An 18249-nucleotide genomic window follows, 5' to 3' on the forward strand; every position below is an offset into this window, starting at 1 on the left:
CCTTATTAAGTCAATTGTCTTGACTTATTTGTTCTTCAATATTCTATTGCTGTCAAGAGGGAATTCAGGATGAACGACACGCGCCCAATACGGGCAAAGAGCGGCACCAATCACGAAGGCACCAGCGCCCACAACAGGCGGGTGATGATGGACGCCTTGAGGATGAATGGGCCGCTTTCACGCGCGGATCTGGCGCGCGCCACGAAGCTCACCAAGCAGACCGTGTCGAATATCATCGACGAACTTGAGCAGGACGGGCTGGTCACAGCGCAGGAGGCCATCCGCAAGGGCAGGGGCCAGCCATCGACACCTTTTCGACTGGTGCCGGAGGGGGCGTTTGCGATCGGGCTGCAGATTGATCGTCACGTGAGCCGTGCCATCGCCGTCGATCTTGTCGGCAATGTGCTGACCCGGGCTGAGGCGAACCTGCCGCCAGGTGGCCCCTCGCGTGGGGCAGCGGTCATTCTAAAGCTCATTGACAAGGTTCGCCGTGAACTTGCGGGCCTGGTTGCCCAATCGGAGGGCCGGCTCGTTGGTCTGGGCGCGGCAATGCCCGGCCCCTTCGGCGTCGAGGTGACCGGCGACGATCCCTGGATGATGGCGGCCTGGCAAAAATTTCCGCTGCTGGAAACGCTTGCGACAGGCACAGGCCTTGGCGTTCGTCTGCAAAACGATGCGGCCGCGTGCGCGACGGCTGAGCGCATGGTCGGCGCTGCCCACGGGCTCGATCACGCCGTCTGCCTCTATCTCGGCTACGGCATCGGTGCCGGCCTGATCCTCGGCGGCGAACTCTATAGCGGTGCGCATGGGAATGCCGGCGAAATCGGCATGGCGCTCCTTTCGGCCAGCGGCAGTCCGACACCGCTCGAACATCGCGCCTCACTCGCCTCACTCTACCAGCATCTGGCAATCGATCCGGCAGATCCCGGCGTCTATGCGATGGTGAACGAACTCACGCTGAACAACGATGCGAGAATTAACAGCTGGATCGAGGAAGCGGTGATGGATCTGCGCTGGAGCGTGCATCTGATCGAATCGATCTTCGATCCGCAGACCGTCATACTCTGCGGTGGTGCGCCTGAGGCCCTGGCGCGACGTCTGGTCGAGGCCATGCATCCTCTCTCCCCATCCATCGCCGATCGCCGTCACCGGGTCATTCCTCGTTTCCAGCTTGGCATGACTGATCCGTGGGCCGTCGCACTTGGCGCGGCCGCCGATCCGATCAGCCGCGCCTTCGATCCAAGCTTTGCGGCCATTCTCAAGGATTCGCCGTGAGGGCTTCTGCTACCGGTGGATCGGATCGATCCACCGCACGTCCTCCGGTTTTTCGACCGGCTCGATATCGAGATTGACGACGACTGGCTCCTGGCCGGACCGGACGACGACGCATTCGAGAGTTTCGTCACGGCTGGCATTGATTTCCTGATGGGGGACATAAGGCGGTACATAGATGAAATCACCGGGACCCGCCTCCGCGGTAAATTCGAGATGGTCGCCCCAGCGCATGCGCGCCTTTCCCTTCACGACATAGATGATACTTTCGAGATCGCCGTGATGATGGGCGCCGGTCTTCGCGTTCGCGTGGATGGTGACGGTGCCGGCCCAGATCTTCTCGGCCCCCGCGCGTGCATGGTTGATCGCCGTCGCTCGGTCCATTCCGGGCGTCTGCGCGGTATTGGGGTCAAGTGAATTGCCCGGAATGACCTTTACGCCATGCTCGCGCCAGTCGATCGGATCGTGATGGTGATCCTGGGTCATTTTCGCCTCCCGAGGATAGTCCGTCTTTCGAGATGATATCGCCAGGCCCGGCGAGCACAAGTCAATAGGCGATTGGTCAAAGGCCTCGGATGCCGGCGAGATCGTCCAGCTTGCCACGCAGCCTGCGCTTGACCTCCTCGTCCTGCTCCTCCATGGCGGTAAGCAATTCGCGAAGCGTTCCGCGCAATCCGTGAATCTGATCGACGAGGTCCATGATGAGGTCGACGCCGGCGTCGTTGACGCCCATGTCTCGGGTCAGGTCGAGGATGAGCTGCGCCCGCGCGACATCGGTATCGCGAAAATCGCGGGTGCCGTCACGTCTCTGCGGCAGCAACCATCCCTGCTCGACCCAGACCTCAAGCACCGTCACGTCGATCTTCAGAAAACGGCGGAATTCAAGATCATCCATGGCTATTCTCCCATGCCCTTTCTCGGATCCTGCGTATCGCCCGCCGTCCAGCCGGTCATGAAGTCAGTGAGTTTTTGATCCGGCGCATCCGGCAGCACGATCTTCAGCGAGATATAGATATCTCCAACGCCCCCGCCTTTCTTCGGAATGCCCTTGCCCTTCAGCCGCAGGAGCTTTCCTGTATTCGAGTGCGGCGGCAGTGTGAGATTGACGGGACCCGACGGCGTCGGTGCGCGCACCTTGCCGCCGAGCACCGCCTCACGCAGCGTAATGGGCAGATCGAAGCGGATATCGTCACCGTCACGGATATAGAAGCGATGCGGGCGCACGCGAATTTCGACGAGCGCATCTCCGGACGGGCCGCCACCGATACCGGGCTCGCCCTTGCCTCGAAGTCTGAGCGTCTGGCCGTCACGCGTTCCCGGCGGTATCTGCAAATCGAGCGCCGGCCCATCGGGCAAGCGGATCTGTGTCTTCGTGCCGTTGACGGCATCGAGGAAATCGACCTCCATGGCGTAGTGTCGGTCCTGGCCTTGTGCCCGGAATTCGCTACTGCGGGCCCGCCGCGAAAAGAAGCTTGAGAAGATGTCGTCGCTGTCGCCGAAATCGGCAAAACCGGCGCTGTTGTGGTAAGGATTGTCAGCGCCCGCCGTCGAGGCATAGTCCCGGTAATAGTGGCGTTGCGCCTGCTCGGCGCCCGTCATGTCGATCTCGCCGCGATCGAAGCGCCCGCGCTTTTCTTCGTCGCTCAGCAGCTCATAAGCAGCCGAAATCTCCTTGAAACGGTCCTCTGCCTTCTTGTCGCCGGGGTTAAGGTCGGGGTGAAGTTTCTTGGCGAGCTTGCGAAACGCGCTTTGAATGTCTTTCTGCGTGGCGTCCTTTTTCACGCCGAGAAGCTCGTACGGGTCGCGGCTCATACATGTCTCCGGTTCAGTCGGCGGAAATCGCCAGCCTTTTGGGCTCTATATAGGTTGCCCGACTTGCTGCGACGAGAGGTTGTCAAACAAGGTCAGTCGCGACGCAGGTTGAGATCGCTTGTCACCACTTGCTGGCCGGACGCCGGATCCATATCGACCGTTCGGATACGGATCGCATCGGCATCCAGGCGCTGGATTGTCATGTTCGCGCTGCGATCTCCGTTGATCACCCTCGACCAGCGCACGGCGAGATTAATAGCGTCGCCGCTGCGCGTCCCGCGCAGGCCGGAAACGCCCCCTGAGGGGCCGATGTAACTGCCGGCATATTGCGTGCCATTGACCTTGATGTTGGCAGAAACCGCTCGCGTGACGACGATCATCCCACGGCAAATCCCCTTCATCGAAAACGCCTCGCCACTCGCCTCGGTCTTGAAGTTGCAGCTGAGGTTGATGGGGGACGAGGTTGTGGAGCGCTTCATCATGCCTCCGCCCGTCCAATCGCCGGCCAGCGATTGAAGGAAAGGCGCCTCATCGGCATATGCGCCTCCCGTCACCATCCAAAACAGCGCCGTGACAGCAGTGTATCGCCAGCACTTCATGACGTCCTCCTTGAAGATGCTCAAGAATGCCTCAGAATGCTCAAAAGTTCCCCTCAATGCAGACGCTAACCAAAATGCGAGCAAGATGCGCAAGGCCCGGCGATTTCAGCCAGTTTTGCCAGGAAGACTTTCACACAACAGCCAAACCGAAATGTCTAAAGGGCTCTGGCTGGGTTTGCCGGATAGTCTTGGGTGCTTGCCGCCAGGTCACCCGCCCGGCGGGTACCTCATGTGAGGAGAAAAATGCTGATCAACCCCGAAACTGCTAGGCTATGACGAGATGTCCAGGCGAAACAGTTCGATACTCGCGCCGTCCCGCCTCGTATTCTACTGGCCGGATCGGACTTTTCAACTCCTCGGTCGCGGCCATGCGTTTCTGGCGGCGCCGGTCCGGATCTGGCACCGGAACGGCGGCCATAAGCTTTTTGGTGTATTCGTGCTGTGGATTGCCGAAGACGGCCACACGAGGTCCGATCTCGACGATCTCGCCAAGATACATCACGGCCACCCGGTGGCTGACGCGCTCGACGACAGCCATGTCATGGGAGATAAACAGGAAGGCCAGATCGAGGCTTTGCTGCAGGTCGAGCATCAGGTTGATGACCTGCGCCTTGATCGAGACGTCGAGCGCCGAGACACTCTCATCAGCGACGATGACCTTGGGTTGAAGCGCCAGCGCCCTTGCGATACAGATACGCTGTCGCTGGCCGCCGGAAAATTCATGCGGATAGCGGCTCGCCATGTCGGGCGTCAGGCCCACCTTCACCAGCATGTCGGCGACCACGTCCTTTGCATCTTTGGCCGTGCCCATCCTGTGCTCGAGATATGGCTCTGCAATCGCCTGGCCGACCGTCATGCGCGGATTGAGCGATGCAAACGGGTCCTGGAAAATCATCTGCATGGACTTGCGCATGTTGCGCATTTCCCGCTTGTCGAGCGCGAGCATGTCGCGGCCTTCAACGATGACGGCTCCCGAACTCGGTTCGATCAACCGCATGATGGCGCGGCCGGTCGTTGATTTGCCGCAGCCGGACTCGCCGACCAACGAAAGCGTCTCGCCAGCAAAAAGGTCGAAGGAGACGTTCTCGACGGCATGCACACGGCCGCTTAACCGTCCAAACAGCCCCGAATGGATGTCAAACCGCTTGGTCAATCCCTTCACCTCAAGGATGGGCTTGTCCTTGGCAACGGTGTCGGGCACCTCCACTTGCGTGTCTGCTTCACCCGTCGCGATGTTGACAACAGGAAAGCGCAATGGCCGCTCGCATCCCTGCATCGACCCGAGGATCGGTACAGCAGACAGCAAAGCGCGGGTATAGGGGTGCTTTCCGCGGTGGAAGATGTCGCCTGTGGCGCCGGTCTCCACCTGCTCGCCGCGATACATGACGACCGTGCGGTCGGCGATTTCGGCAACGACGCCCATGTCATGGGTAATGAAAAGCACCGACGTCCCCTCTTCGTCCTGCAGCATCTTGATGAGGTCGAGGATCTGGCCCTGGATCGTCACGTCGAGTGCCGTCGTCGGTTCGTCCGCGATCAGCAGCTTTGGCTTGGAGGCAAGAGCCATGGCAATCATCACACGCTGGCGCATGCCGCCGGAAAAGCGATGCGGATACTCGTCGAAGCGAGACGCGGCCGAAGGAATGCGGACCTTTTCCAGCAGCCGGATCGTCTCAGCCTTGGCCTCGGCCTTCGACATTGCCGTGTGGCAAAGCAAGGCCTCCGAGATCTGGTCGCCGATGGAGAAGAGCGGATTGAGGCTCGTCATCGGTTCCTGAAAGATCATCGAGACATCGTTTCCGCGCACCTTGCGCATCTCAGCTTCGGCTAGCGACAACAGGTCGCGACCACCCAGCATAATCTTGCCTTCGATACGGCTCGTATCGGGCTGCAAGAGACGCATGATGGAGAGCGAGGTGACACTTTTTCCCGAGCCGCTCTCGCCGACGATCGCGACAGTCTCTCCCGGCCCCACAGAGAAGGAAACGTCGCGTACGACGGGCTTCCAGTCGCCATCCACCAGAAACGAGGTGGTGAGTTTCTGGACGGACAAAACCGGATCGGCGGACCGGATTGTGTTTGTCTCCGTGGCGCTCATAGTCGTTTCCTTCCTTTTCTCGTTTCCCGCTGAGTGACCCTTAGTCCGGCCAGCGCAGCATGCCGTCAAAGCGGTGTCTGCTACGGTTTTCGATCGGCGTGGCGATGATTTCGTTGGAGGCACGCGCCTTGTCGAGCTCTTCTGTCAGGCGGGCAGCGACGATTTTCTCCTGACCCGGATGGAGGTTGCACGGATCGAGGTAGAAATAGTGATGCTCCACCTCGTGGTCACGCACGATGACCGGCGGATTGCCGCGGCCGAGCGCTGCGGCAAGATCCCAGGCGGTGATATGCGCTTCTTGCGGCGAGACGATCACCCGCATGCGCTCGAGCGGGTTGTTGGTGGGGTCCGGCTCAATCAGCGCCGTAATGCCCGGGCGCTCGCCCAGCGTTTCTTTCCACAGATGAAGATAGCCGCTCTCGCGCTCGCGGATGCCTGCATGGTCTCGCTTTTCCCAGGCCTCCAGAGCCGCCATGGTGCCATAGACGCTTTCCTTGCCGACCTTCATGCCGCGGCCAATCCCCATGTTCTGCAGGAAGGCGCTGCGCACCAGCTCCTTCTTGCCCGCAACGATGCCCGAGGTCGGGCCGCCGAGGAACTTGTGGCCGGAATAAAGCGCGACATCGGCTCCTTGCGCCAAGAACAGCCTGAGATCGTATTCGGAGGCCGCATCGACGATGACTGGAACGCCCTTGGCATGGGCGATTTCGACGAATTCGGTGAGATGCAGCAGGCCATAGTCAACCACGTGATGGGACACGACATAGACGGCGGCTGCCGTCTTGTCGCTAATGGCATCCTCCATGTGGAAACGATGCGTCGACGTTGCCTGCCCGATCAGCATGACTTTGCCGCCGGCAAGCCGGATCGCCTGATCCACCGGCGCGCCATAGCTCACCACATGCCCCATTTGCACGATGACTTCGTTCTTCTCAGGGGTCATATCCGGCAGCTTCTCGATGGCGAGCAGGTTGTTGCCTGTGATGGCACCGGCGACAGCAAGGCTGATGCCCGCGGAGCAGGACGCCGTGACAAAGCCGGCTTCACCGCCGGTTAGCCGCGCAATCACCTTGCTTGCCTTGCGCTGTAGGTCGTTGATCTCGACGAATTGCGGCAGGATCGCTCCCATCGCCTGGATCGCTTCGGGAACAACGATGGAGGCGCCGAGGCTCGTCATCGTGCCGGACACGTTGATGACCGGGCGCAGGCCGATCTTGGTACGGAAATCATCGGACATTTTATCTCTCCAAAGTGACGGCCGGCTGCGAATTGCCATCGACAGCTATGCCATAGTAATGTAATAGCTTCTCGAAATCAGCCGAGGAGCGTTGAATTGGACACAAAGACTTCATCCGCAACACCCCTCAAAGAGGCCGTGTCGGTCGGCGCAGCCGAGGCCAAGGGCGCGCGCCGCTCTCGCGTCAGCGGAATTGATCGTGCCTTGCAGGTAATTGATTATCTTTACGAAACCGGCACGCCCGCGGGTCCATACGCAATCGCCAAGGCAGTCCGGGCGCCGCTTTCCACCGTCTATGTTATCATCGACGATCTGGTCGAAAAAAACATGCTTGCCCGCAATTCGGATGGATCCATCTGGCTTGGGTCTCGTCTTTACCACTACGGTCTCGCTTATGCCCGGTCGCTGGATTTCATGAGTGTGGCCACCCATGAAATGCACGATCTTTGCCGGCAGGCCGGGGAAACAGTGCAGGTTTGCGGGCGCGACGGCGACTACATGCTGGTGCTTGCCATGGCGGACGGGCCAAGCCATTTCCAGGTCGCTTCGCGCGTCGGCACCCGCGTGCCGTTGAACTGGACCGCATCCGGCAGGCTCCTCGTCGGCCATCTGCCCGAGAGCGAGCGGATCGAGCTGTTCAAGCGTTGCGCCCGAACGTCGCCGACCGGACGCGCTTTGATCGACGCGCGCACCCTTTCCGACGCGGCTGGGAAAGCTTTCGGGGAGAGGTTGTCGATCCAGGTCGCCGAGTCGGACTACGCGGTTGCCTGCATCGCGTCGCCGGTTTGCGACCGGGACGGCCAGTGCGTTGCCACCATTTCGATCGTGCTGCCGGAACAAAAGGTGCGTTCCGACGAGCACCACTACACCGAACATGTTCGGATGTCGGCGCAGCGGATCGAGACGCTGATGGGATGGCGCAACCACTGACCTGGACCTCCTCAATCGTTGAGCGAGACGATCGCCTCGATCTCGACGGTGATGTTGCCGGGCAGGGAACCGAAGCCGACGGCGGAGCGGGCATGTTGGCCGGCCTCGCCGAAGACCTCGATAAAGAGGTCGGAGCATCCGTTGATGACGCTTGGATGATTTTCGAATTGCGGGACGGCATTGACCATGCCGAGCAGCTTGACCACGCGCTTCACGCGGGCGAGGTCGCCAAGAGCGTCATGCATCACCGCAAGCAGGTTGATGCCGGTGAGGCGCGCATGCCGATAGGCCTCTTCGATGCTGACATCGCTGCCGACCTTGCCGGAATGGAGATGGCCATCAGCCTCGCGCGGGCCCTGGCCGGATAGATAAAGAACGTTGCCTTCGCGCACATGGGTAAGAAAATTGGCGATGGGCGCCGGCGCCGATGGCAATGTAATGCCGAGCGCGGCCAGACGCTCATAGGGTGTTTGCACCGCTGCCGCGGCCTTTGCTGGGGACGTATTCACGTCTGCTCCTATCATGCGGTTTTAGACATGCCGGTCACCGCCACGAATAGCCGTGGCTGTGACGGACGAGCTTGCGGGCGCGCGGAATGTAACGGCTGGCGGTGATCGCTTCCGATCCGATAACCGCATAGCGCGGTTCGAAGAGCTTGTGCAGGCGGGAGACGTCGCCGTTGGAATCGGTGGCCTCGAGATCGGCATCGACGAGGTCGAAGATGGTGAAGTCGGCCCGTTCGCCAACCGTCAGGCGCTTCTCCATCGACAGCTTGATGACGGAGGCCGGCGCATGCGTGACGGCCTCCACGACCTTGTCGAACGGCATGCCGACCGATAGCAGCTTCGACATCGTCGTCGCCAGGTCCCAGACCGGGAAGTTCATCGAATGGCCGTGAAGATCGGTCGAAATTGAGAACGGCAGAAGACCGCGCGCAATGGCTGCCTCTGCTACCTTGAAGGAGAAGGACGCGCCGCCGTGGCCGATATCAAGACGGATGCCCTCGGAGGCGCAACGCTCGGCAAGATTGAAGAGGTCCTCGTCTTCGATGATGCTTGAACCGGCCTTGCCATTGAAGCAATGGGTGACGACATCGCCAGGGCCGAGGATCTCGAGCACCTCATCATAGAGTGCCGGCGGTTCGCCGACATGCACCATCATCGGCACTTTCAGGATCTTGGCGATTTTCTTGCCGAGCTTCACCGGAGTGACGCCCCAGGAGCCGGTGATGACGTGGCTCGCGCGCACCTTAAGGCCAACAATGTGTTCGCTGTTTTGTGCATAGCATTCGAGGATGCGATCGAGATCGATGTCGCGAATGTCGCGCAGTTCGGCGACGCGGTTGCAGGCGACGAGGCCGATAGAGCCGAGGTTCAGGAAGGCTTTGATGCGCTCTCTCGACGGCTCGATGATGTATTCGCGGAAGCCATGGAAGTTGGCCTCGCCGGCGGAGCCCGCATCAACCAGCGTCGTGACGCCCCGCTCGGCGCCGCATTCCGACGGACGGATGGAGATATCCGTGCCGCCGTGCCAGATATGCACGTGAAGGTCGACCCAGCCGGGCGAGATCCAGGCGCCCCTTGCGTCGATGCGCTCGGCGTCGCCAGGGCTGGCCAGGGAAGGACCGATTGCGGCAATCTTGCCGTCGGCGCCGACGAGGATGTCGATCGCGCCGAAAGGCTCTGCCGCGCCAAACGCCGTCGGTTTCACATTGGTGAGGAGGAGCGGTTTGCCCGCTTTTTCACCGGTCATTCTAGAGGTCCTTTCGAAGTCTTGGATCGAGCATGTCCCTGAGACCATCGCCGACCATTTGCAGCGACAGCACGGAGAGGATGATGGCAAAGCCCGGGAAATAGGTCATCCAGTCGGCCTGGCCGATATATTGGCGTCCGGCTGCGATCATGGTTCCCCAGGTCGGGATTTCGGGGCTGACGCCAAGGCCGAGGAAGGAAAGTCCGGCCTCGGCAAGCATGGCGCTGGCAAACAGGAAGGTGCCCTGTACGAGGATCAGCGACAACAGATTGCGAAGCACGTGCCGCGTCATGATGTGGAAGGTGGAAATACCGAGTGCTTGCGCCGCCTCGACGTAAGGCAATTCGCGGATCACCAGCGTCGAGGCGCGAACGATGCGCGCCAGACGAGGCGAGTAGACGATTGAGAGCGCAACGATGACCGTTGTGAGCGACGGTCCGAGAGCTGCGACCAGCGCGATCGCCAGGAGAATGTCAGGAAAGGCCATCATCGCATCGATCAGCCTGGCAATCGGCGTGTCGAGCTTCTGAAAGAAGCCGGCAAGCAAGCCGAGCGTCACGCCAATCAATGCGGAGAGCACGACGACGGCAGCGCCCACCAGCAGTGAGAGCCGCCCGGCATAGATGGTGCGTGAGAACACATCACGGCCGAATTCGTCGGTGCCGAACCAGAACAGTTCACTCGGCGGCTTGAGCCGGTTGACGATCGATAGCTTAGATGGCGAATACGGCGCGATCCAGGGCGCGAGGGCTGCCAACAGCACAAAGATGATCAACACGATCACGCCGGCGGCGACGGTCTTGCGTTTCAGCAGGCGGCGAAGAAATTTGCTGCGCTCGCTGGCAGTAGGTTTATCGGTGGTGGTTACGATATCGGCCATCAGTAGCGCACCCTTGGATCGACCAGCAGGTAGAGCATGTCGATCGCGAAATTGATGAGGACATAGAGGCCGGCAATGACGAGCAATGCGCCCTGGATGACGGGATAGTCGCGTCGCAATACAGCAGAGACGACCAGATTGCCGACCCCAGGGAGGCCAAACACGGTTTCCGTTACGACGGCGCCGGAGATCAGTACGGCAGCGGTCAGGCCGATGACCGTCAGGATCGGGATCAGCGCGTTTTTCAGGGCATGCTTGAGGACGACACGGTGTTCGACAAGCCCTTTGGCGCGTGCCGTGCGAATGTAGTCGTCGCCTAGCACGTCAAGCATCGAGGCACGGGTAAAGCGTAGGATCAGTGCCGAGGAAACGAGGCCGAGCGCAAAGGCAGGCAATGTCAGGTGTTGCATGCGCTCAAAGAAGGATGCGCCAGGCCCGCCATAGCCCGAGACGGGAAATATGTTCAGCCGTACGGCGAAGAATTGCATGAGAATGAGGCCGAGCCAAAAGCTCGGGATGCTAGCGGCCAGCATGGCGATGGTCGTCGACATCTGATCAACGAACGACCCGCGCCTGTAGGCAGCATAAATGCCGATCGGCAGTGCGATGACACTGGCAATCAGCAGCGAGAAGATCGTCAGGAAGACGGTTGGCTCCGCGCGCTCGAGAAGCGCTGACGTCACTGGCATATTAAGGAAGATCGACTGGCCGAGATCGCCTCTCAGCAGCTGTCCAATATAGAAGAAGTACTGGACGACGATTGACTGGTCGAGGCCGAGGCGGGCGCGCAGTTCAGCAACGTCCTGTGCCGTCGCATCGGGACCGAGCATGACGGCGGCGGGATCGCCCGGCGTCACGCGAACGATCACGAAGACAATCGTAACGACGAGGAACATCACCACGATCATGCCGAGAAGGCGCTGGAAGATATAGCGTATCATGGAAAGCGGCTCCTGTATCCACACAGGGCGAAATTGTGGACGGATGCCAGCCTCAAACCGGCACCCGCAGTGCTCGCGCTTACTTCTTGGTCGACGCGTTCCAGAAATATGGCCAGGGAGCGGGATCAACGCCCTCGAGTTTCGTCGAGATGGCTGAAACGGCGTTGAAATCGCCGATCTTCATGAACGGCACTTCGTCATACATGGCCTTCTGGACATTGGCCCAGAGTTCGATGCGCTTGTTTGGTTCAACCTCGGTGGTGAAGGCATCGACGACGCTCTTGCGCTCGGGCGTGTCCCACCATCCCGGCGAACTGGGAGACAAGGAGCCGATCAGTGCTGGTTCTGGCAGGAACGGACTGTGGCTGATGTAGATGTCCCAGAGCGCCTTGTCGGTGCGGCGCTGCGTCAGCGTTGCCCAGTCGACCACCTGCAGGTCGACTTTGAAGCCGGCAAGCTTGAGGTATTCGGCCGCGACCTGGGCCATCTTGTAGTGGAATTCGTACTGGCGGCTCGTCAGGATGCGGATCGGCTCACCGGTGTAGCCGGCGTCTTTGGCAGCCGTGGCCGCCCCTTCCGGATCCGCAATATTGTAGTTGCCCGCCACCCCGGCATCCGTGCTCCAGGCGAAGTTGCGCGGGTAGATGTTGCCGTCTGGGGCGTAGAAATCCGTGCCACCGAAGGCGGCGGCCATCATGTCTTCCATGCTGAGCGCCTGACGGATCGCCTTGCGGATCGCGACGTTCTTGGTGACACCGGCAGCCGTATTGAAGACAAAGACCGGATAGCCGAACGGTTTCAGGACGAGCGGCTGCGTCGCGGTAGACGACTTGAGCTTGTCATAGGATTCGACCGGTAGCGAATCGACGTAGTCATATTGGCCGGAAACCGCCGCCTCCACGCGGGTGTTTGCGTCGGGCACGGGCACGAAGCGGATCTCGTCGAGATATTGATGGCGGGCACCGCCGTAACCATCGCTGTCGCCGGAGCGCGGCTTGTAGTCATTGAAGCGGACAAGCTGGATATATTGATCTGCCTTGCGTTCCTTCAGCATATAGGGGCCGGTGCCGATGAAGTCGGTCATCGTATCGGCCTGCTTTTCGGCCGGAATGATGATCGCGGCTGAGTTGTTAAAGGCAAGTAGCGAGGCCAGCGGCGCGTAGGGCTGCTTCAGCTTGATGACGACCGTCGCCGGATCGGCAGCGGCGATCGACAAGATGAAGGCACCCGCTTGCTTGCCGCGCGAGGCAAGCTTGACCCACCTGTTGAGCGAAGCGACGACATCCTCCGACGTCATGTCGCTGCCGTCGTGGAACTTGATACCGGTGCGAAGCTTGATCGTGTAGGTCTTGCCGTCGGCGCTAACGTCGGGAAGGCTTTCAGCCAGAAGCGGCGTCACGGCCCACTTCTTGTCGAACGTGTAGAGCGTTTCGAAGATATGCTGCGTGACGATGCCGACGAGGTCGGCCGTCGACGTCATCGGATCGAGCGTCGGTGGCTCGCCGATCGTTGCGACATTGATCACGCCGCCTTTTTCTTGTGCCAGCAGATAGGAAGGTGTTGCGACCAACGCGGTGGCGACAAGGAATGCGAGTTTCATTCTCATGCTTTTCTCCCGGTTTGTGTTCCACAATTATGTTATATGCGCTTTTATAAAAGAATACATGGAGCACCGCTGGTGTCAATGGCAGGCACCGTACGGAAAAATGCGGCTGCCCAATCGGCTCCTTTTCTCATGCATCCAAGCCTCGTGACGTCGATAATGAATGGCGTGACGAATGCGTTGGCGCCGGCAATGACTGCAGGAGCGGCCGCCTGAGATGGCGTCCATATAAACTTTGTCTGCCCCCATCACCGCAAATCGCATGGTAGTTCTCGATCAGAATGATGACCCGTCTCGGAATTACCTCCTGCACGGGTCAGCGAGCGATGTCGGTGTAGGGATATGGATCTCGAAAAGATCAAAAAGCTGATTGAATTTGTCGGGCGGTCGACCGTTTCCGAACTCAGCGTCACGGAAGGCGGCGCAACCGTTCGGATCATCAAGAGCGTTCCGCGCCGTGTCGAGTTCGCTGATGCCGCGCCTGGAGCAAAGGCTCCTGAACAAACCAGCGGGACAGTCCCTGCGGCGCAGGATCAGCCCGCAGACGGCACCGGTCATGTCGTTCGAGCTCCGTCGGCTGGTGTCTTTCACCGTGGCCCCGACCCGTCGTCCTCGCCTTTTGTCGAGGTCGGCACGCTCGTCGAAAAGGGACAGGGCCTCTGCATCATCGAGGCAATGAAGGTTTTCAATACAATCCCGGCAACACATGCGGGTGAGATCACCAAGATCGTCGTCTCCGATGGGGACGATGTCGATGTCGGCCAGCCCCTATTCGAGATCAGGTAATATGAGCGCAGTTGCTAGTCTCAAAGCTCCGTTTTTTGACTCCGTGTTGATCGCCAACCGTGGCGAGATCGCGCTGCGCATCCAACGCGCATGTCGCCAGCTTGGTCTTCGATCAATCATGGTCTGTTCAGAAGCCGATCGTGACGCACCGTACCGTGAAACCGCCGACGAATTCGTCTGCATTGGCCCGAGCCCCGCTGCTCAAAGCTACCTCAATCGGGATGCAGTGCTGGCAGCGGCAGTCACGACGGGCGCCGGCGCAATTCATCCGGGCTATGGCTTCCTGTCGGAAAACGCGGCGTTTGCAGACGCCGTGGAAGCCTTGGGATTAACCTTTATCGGGCCGCGAGCCAGCGAAATTCGAACGATGGGCGACAAGATCGCCGCCAAGCAGGCCATGATGGCCGCGGGCGTCCCCTGTGTACCCGGTCCGGACACCGCTCTTGGCGAAGACCTGGCCGAGGTCGCGAACGTTGCTGAAACGATTGGTTATCCGGTCATTGTCAAAGCGGCCGGCGGCGGCGGCGGGCGTGGGATGCGCGTCGTTTCCTCGGCCCATGAGCTTGCCGGCGCGGTCATCGTGACACGCGAGGAAGCAAGGCGCGCCTTCGGCAAGCCAGAGCTTTATATCGAAAAGTTCCTGCAGCATCCCAGACACGTGGAAATCCAGGTCCTCTGCGACAATTATGGCCAGGGAATTTGGCTTGGCGCTCGCGACTGCTCGATGCAGCGTCGCCATCAGAAAGTGGTCGAAGAGGCTCCGGCCCCGTTAATACCGGTTGATGTGGTTGCAAGAATTGGAGAACGGTGCGTGGCCGCCTGCAGGCAGATTGGCTATCGCGGCGTTGGAACCTTCGAGTTCCTCTATGAAGACAAAGAATTCTATTTCATCGAGATGAATACGCGCCTTCAGGTCGAGCATCCCGTCACCGAGATGACATCAGGCATAGATATCGTGCGTGAGCAATTGCGCGTGGCACAGGGATACCAATTGGAGCTGTCGCAGGCCGATGTTGGCTGTTTTGGCCACTCATTCGAATGCCGCATCAATGCCGAAGATCCATTCACCTTCGCGGCCTCGCCGGGGCTCATTTCGGCGATTTCCTTGCCGGGCGGGCCAGGCGTTCGCGTCGATACGCATGTCCGGCCCGGATACAAGGTACCGCCACAATACGATTCCATGATCGCGAAACTCGTTGTGCATGCGCCGACAAGAGACCAGGCGATCACCCGCATGCGCGTTGCGTTGTCGGAGATGCGGGTTGACGGCATTTCCACGAACATCGCCTTGCACCGTGAGATTTTTGAGGATCATTCATTCAGCAGCGGCGGAACTGACATTCACCATTTGGAAAAATGGCTTGCCGAACGGAGGGCAGCCTCGTGAACTCGCGCGTTAAACAGTGCAGAATTTCTGCCTTCAGCGAACTGGAGACGCTGGAAAGCATCTCGGATTGCCTGGCGATAAACGGTGTCGAGGCGATCGAAATCACCACGTTCGATGGCTCGGTGCAGATTACGTCGTCAGGCGGCATTAGAAAACACCGAGAGCAAGCAGCCGAGCCGGCCACGCCAGCGCTTCCCTCGCAAACCGTCATCGCTCGCGCGCCGATCGCTGGTGTCTTTCTTCCCGGTCACCCAGACGGCACGGCTAACGAGATCAGCAGCGGCGATAGTGTCGAGGCGGGTCAGCTTGTCGGCTTTGTCCGGGTTGGCCCCGTTCTTGTTGCCGCCCGGGCCGAGGCACGTGCTGAGGCCGCGAAGCTTGACCAAAAGAGCGGCGGCCTCGTTGGTTACGGCGACGTTTTGATTTCCCACAGGGGGGCATAGATATGATTGTCGCAACCGCACAGTTGTCGGCGCCTGCGACCCGATCGCCCAGCCAGCGCGCCCCCAAGATCTCATGTATTGGCACACGCAGCTATTTGATCGAAGCGCCAGGCGATTTCGATCTCGCCGCGCAACGCAGGATATGGGCTTATAGCAAAGCCCTGGCCAACGGCGAGGATTTTGCCGAGCTCATACCCGGCATGACCAATCTCCTGGTCGTGCTCAAGAACACCCCGTCCGATCCAGCGCTCGTTGTTCAACGCCTCACGGATGAATGGGACTGTGCCGGCGAACTCGACCTGGTGGGCAAGACCATCGAGATTCCGACCATCTACGGCGGCGAACACGCAATCGATCTTCCTGCGCTCTGCGGCTATTCCGGGCTTTCCGCCAAGGAGATCGTCACGCTCCACGCGCAGCCGATCTACACCGTCTTTTCAGTGGGAAGTGCCCCGGGATTCGGATACCTGCATGGCCTTGATCCGCGCATCTGCATGCCCCGCAAATCCGTGCCTTCGTTGAAGATGCTCAAAGGCATGGTCACGATAGGCGGGATGCAGACCGGGGTTGCTGTTCTCACCGGCCCGAACGGCTGGAATTCGATCGGTTTTGCCGACATTACCGTCTTCGATCCGATGGCAAAATCTCCCGCAATCATGGCGCCGGGCGATCGTGTTCGCTTTGTTCCGGAAAGGATCGAACTGTGATCAACGTTCTCATAACAGGCCCGTTGAATACTGTTCAGGATCTTGGTCGTTTTGGTTTTCGCAACATTGGCGTAACGGCAAGTGGTGCCATGGACCCGGTGGCAACCAGGATTGGGAACCTGCTCGTCGGCAACGCCGAGAGTGCTGCGTCCATTGAAATCCAGACGTTTCCATTCAAGATCTCTTTCGATCGGCCGACGGTTTTTGCAATCACTGGTGCCGACTGCCGTGCAACGTTGGACGGCATCGACTTGCCACCATGGTGGGTGCAGCAAGCCAACCGCGGCCAGACGTTGGAACTTTCGATGCCGTTGCGCAACGCACGCGCCTACTTGTCTGTCGCTGGCGGCATAGACGTCCCCGTCGTCATGGGTTCCCGAAGCACCTCGTTGCGGGGCGCCTTCGGAGGATTTGCAGGTCGTTTCCTGGAGAACGGTGATCATATCTCCGTCGTTCCCACCGAGGTTCCTCACATTCCGCTTGGAGGCTTTGGGGTGATGCCCCCTGCGAAAGCCTTGGCGGAATTTTTCCCCGTCGACGAGGATGGACAACTGTTGTTGCGTGCCATCCCGGCGGGCGAACACGATCTGTTCGGTCAAGACTGCGAACGATTCTGGACCCAGGCCTGGAAGATCACGTCTCAAAGCGATCGCACCGGATATCGCCTGTCTGGCGACCCGTTAAAGCCCGACAGTCCAATCGAGATGAGATCTCATGGGGTTGTTCCAGGCGTGGTCCAGGTACCTCCGGGAGGTGAACCCATCGTGCAGATGAGCGACGCAAACACTGCTGGAGGTTATCCCAAGATAGCCGGCGTCATCGAAGTCGACATCTGGCGGCTCGCGCAAGCGAGAATTGGAAGCCGCATACGGTTCGTGCGATCGACTGTTGAAGAGGCACTGGCTGCTGAGCACGCGCTTGAGGGCTACCTCAACCAAGTCACGAAAATCGCTCCGGTGGTTGCCGCGGCGCTGATCAACCTAACACGGCGATAGACATCAATTGCAGCGAGGACTTCAAGATGAAGATCGATTTGAACTCTGACATGGGTGAGGGGTTCGGACCATATCGGCTTTGCGATGACGAAGCGCTAATGGATGTGGTTTCTTCCGCAAATGTCGCCTGCGGATTCCATGCCGGCGATCCGAAAACAATGGCGCGGATGGTTCGCCTCGCAAAGGCACGCGGTGTGGGTGTCGGTGCGCATCCGGGATTGGCGGACCGGGTGGGTTTTGGTCGCCGCGAAATCCCGACCGACGCGGACGATATGAAGCAACAGGTGCTCTACCAGTTGGGCGCTTTGGCGTCTGTCGCGCGCGGCGAGGGGGTAAAATTGAGCCACATCAGTTTCCACGCAGCCATGGGTAGCATGATCAATCGCGATCCTGAGCTGGCGACGAGCATCATGCGAGCGATCAGGAGCGTTGACGCCGACCTCATTGTCTTCGCGATGCCCGACACCGAGCTCGAGCGGGCAGCGCAATCGAACGGACTGCGCACCCTGACACTCTTCCTTGCCGACCGCGCCTATGACGTGGCCGGTCAGCTTGTCAGTCGTGCCGTCGCAAACTCGGTCATCAAGGATGAAGCGAGCGTCCGCGCTCGCGTCCGCCAGTTTATGGAAACAGGCACCGTAACGACGATCGAGGGGGTTCGCTTGCCTGTTCGGGCAAGGTCGATTTTGGTGCATAGCGATACACCGGGATCGTTGGAATTGGCTAAGATCGTCAGAAGTGAAGTCGAAAGTGCGGGCGGGAGGATTGCTCCTGCAAACGAGGTCCTCGGCTAATCTCTGTTCGGAG

At 59.9% G+C, this 18249-nt stretch carries 19 protein-coding genes; 8 read left to right on the forward strand and 11 right to left on the reverse strand.

Annotated elements, in window-relative coordinates:
• Window positions 1-69 precede the first annotated feature (69 nt).
• On the forward strand, window positions 70-1275 hold the full coding sequence (locus BSG20_RS22230) for an ROK family transcriptional regulator (protein ID WP_072378501.1): 1206 nt from the start codon (window positions 70-72) through the stop codon (window positions 1273-1275).
• A gap of 9 nt (window positions 1276-1284) precedes the next feature.
• On the opposite strand, the gene BSG20_RS22235 is transcribed toward BSG20_RS22230, so the two are convergent.
• The 6 genes from BSG20_RS22235 to BSG20_RS22260 all read right to left on the reverse strand — a co-directional run bounded on the left by BSG20_RS22235 (window position 1285) and on the right by BSG20_RS22260 (window position 7018).
• The gene (locus BSG20_RS22235; protein WP_072378500.1) at window positions 1285-1758 is read right to left on the reverse strand and encodes a cupin domain-containing protein; all 474 of its coding nucleotides are present in this window, start codon (window positions 1756-1758) and stop codon (window positions 1285-1287) included.
• A 76-nt stretch (window positions 1759-1834) separates the two neighbouring features.
• Entirely contained in the window at window positions 1835-2167 is a 333-nt protein-coding gene (locus BSG20_RS22240) for a chaperone modulator CbpM (RefSeq protein WP_072378499.1), read from the reverse strand.
• A 2-nt stretch (window positions 2168-2169) separates the two neighbouring features.
• Window positions 2170-3084 (reverse strand): DnaJ C-terminal domain-containing protein, encoded by a 915-nt coding sequence (locus tag BSG20_RS22245; protein ID WP_072378498.1) that lies wholly within the window; start codon window positions 3082-3084, stop codon window positions 2170-2172.
• Window positions 3085-3176: 92 nt separating this feature from the next.
• On the reverse strand, window positions 3177-3683 hold the full coding sequence (locus BSG20_RS22250; protein ID WP_072378527.1) for a hypothetical protein: 507 nt from the start codon (window positions 3681-3683) through the stop codon (window positions 3177-3179).
• Between the two features lie 265 nt (window positions 3684-3948).
• Entirely contained in the window at window positions 3949-5781 is a 1833-nt protein-coding gene (locus BSG20_RS22255; protein WP_072378497.1) for an ABC transporter ATP-binding protein, read from the reverse strand.
• Window positions 5782-5821: 40 nt separating this feature from the next.
• On the reverse strand, window positions 5822-7018 hold the full coding sequence (locus BSG20_RS22260) for an aminotransferase class V-fold PLP-dependent enzyme (RefSeq protein ID WP_072378496.1): 1197 nt from the start codon (window positions 7016-7018) through the stop codon (window positions 5822-5824).
• Window positions 7019-7114: 96 nt separating this feature from the next.
• Between BSG20_RS22260 and BSG20_RS22265 the strand changes: the two genes are divergently transcribed.
• Entirely contained in the window at window positions 7115-7948 is an 834-nt protein-coding gene (locus BSG20_RS22265) for an IclR family transcriptional regulator (protein ID WP_093041373.1), read from the forward strand.
• A gap of 11 nt (window positions 7949-7959) precedes the next feature.
• Here the strand turns inward: BSG20_RS22265 and BSG20_RS22270 are convergent, their stop codons facing one another.
• The 5 genes from BSG20_RS22270 to BSG20_RS22290 all read right to left on the reverse strand — a co-directional run bounded on the left by BSG20_RS22270 (window position 7960) and on the right by BSG20_RS22290 (window position 13127).
• On the reverse strand, window positions 7960-8472 hold the full coding sequence (locus BSG20_RS22270; protein ID WP_072378495.1) for a RidA family protein: 513 nt from the start codon (window positions 8470-8472) through the stop codon (window positions 7960-7962).
• Window positions 8473-8491: 19 nt separating this feature from the next.
• Window positions 8492-9700, reverse strand: coding sequence for an amidohydrolase/deacetylase family metallohydrolase (locus tag BSG20_RS22275; protein WP_072378494.1), 1209 nt, complete (start codon window positions 9698-9700; stop codon window positions 8492-8494).
• 1 nt (window position 9701) lies between these two features.
• Entirely contained in the window at window positions 9702-10580 is an 879-nt protein-coding gene (locus BSG20_RS22280) for an ABC transporter permease (protein WP_072378493.1), read from the reverse strand.
• Entirely contained in the window at window positions 10580-11521 is a 942-nt protein-coding gene (locus BSG20_RS22285) for an ABC transporter permease (RefSeq protein WP_072378492.1), read from the reverse strand. Before BSG20_RS22285 ends, BSG20_RS22280 begins: the two co-directional genes overlap by 1 nt.
• A 79-nt stretch (window positions 11522-11600) precedes the next feature.
• Window positions 11601-13127, reverse strand: coding sequence for an ABC transporter substrate-binding protein (locus BSG20_RS22290; RefSeq protein WP_072378491.1), 1527 nt, complete (start codon window positions 13125-13127; stop codon window positions 11601-11603).
• A 339-nt stretch (window positions 13128-13466) separates the two neighbouring features.
• Here BSG20_RS22290 and accB point away from each other — a divergent pair, with 339 nt between their 5' ends.
• Genes accB through BSG20_RS22320 form a run of 6 tightly spaced genes read left to right on the forward strand, consistent with a single transcriptional unit; the run spans window position 13467 to window position 18236 of the window.
• Window positions 13467-13910, forward strand: coding sequence for an acetyl-CoA carboxylase biotin carboxyl carrier protein (accB, locus tag BSG20_RS22295; RefSeq protein ID WP_072378490.1), 444 nt, complete (start codon window positions 13467-13469; stop codon window positions 13908-13910).
• A gap of 1 nt (window position 13911) precedes the next feature.
• The gene (gene accC / locus BSG20_RS22300) at window positions 13912-15297 is read left to right on the forward strand and encodes an acetyl-CoA carboxylase biotin carboxylase subunit (RefSeq protein WP_072378489.1); all 1386 of its coding nucleotides are present in this window, start codon (window positions 13912-13914) and stop codon (window positions 15295-15297) included.
• Entirely contained in the window at window positions 15294-15740 is a 447-nt protein-coding gene (locus tag BSG20_RS22305) for a hypothetical protein (RefSeq protein WP_143147515.1), read from the forward strand. Before accC ends, BSG20_RS22305 begins: the two co-directional genes overlap by 4 nt.
• Before the next feature lie 2 nt (window positions 15741-15742).
• Window positions 15743-16447, forward strand: coding sequence for a 5-oxoprolinase subunit PxpB (gene pxpB, locus BSG20_RS22310; RefSeq protein ID WP_072378487.1), 705 nt, complete (start codon window positions 15743-15745; stop codon window positions 16445-16447).
• Window positions 16444-17442 (forward strand): 5-oxoprolinase subunit C family protein, encoded by a 999-nt coding sequence (locus BSG20_RS22315; protein WP_072378486.1) that lies wholly within the window; start codon window positions 16444-16446, stop codon window positions 17440-17442. The genes pxpB and BSG20_RS22315 overlap by 4 nt, the downstream gene beginning before the upstream one ends.
• 26 nt (window positions 17443-17468) lie before the next feature.
• Window positions 17469-18236 (forward strand): LamB/YcsF family protein, encoded by a 768-nt coding sequence (locus tag BSG20_RS22320; protein ID WP_072378485.1) that lies wholly within the window; start codon window positions 17469-17471, stop codon window positions 18234-18236.
• The last annotated feature ends 13 nt before the right edge of the window (window positions 18237-18249 follow it).

The organism is Rhizobium tibeticum (assembly GCF_900110205.1).
In the GTDB taxonomy this organism is placed as follows: Bacteria; Pseudomonadota; Alphaproteobacteria; order Rhizobiales; family Rhizobiaceae; genus Rhizobium; species Rhizobium tibeticum.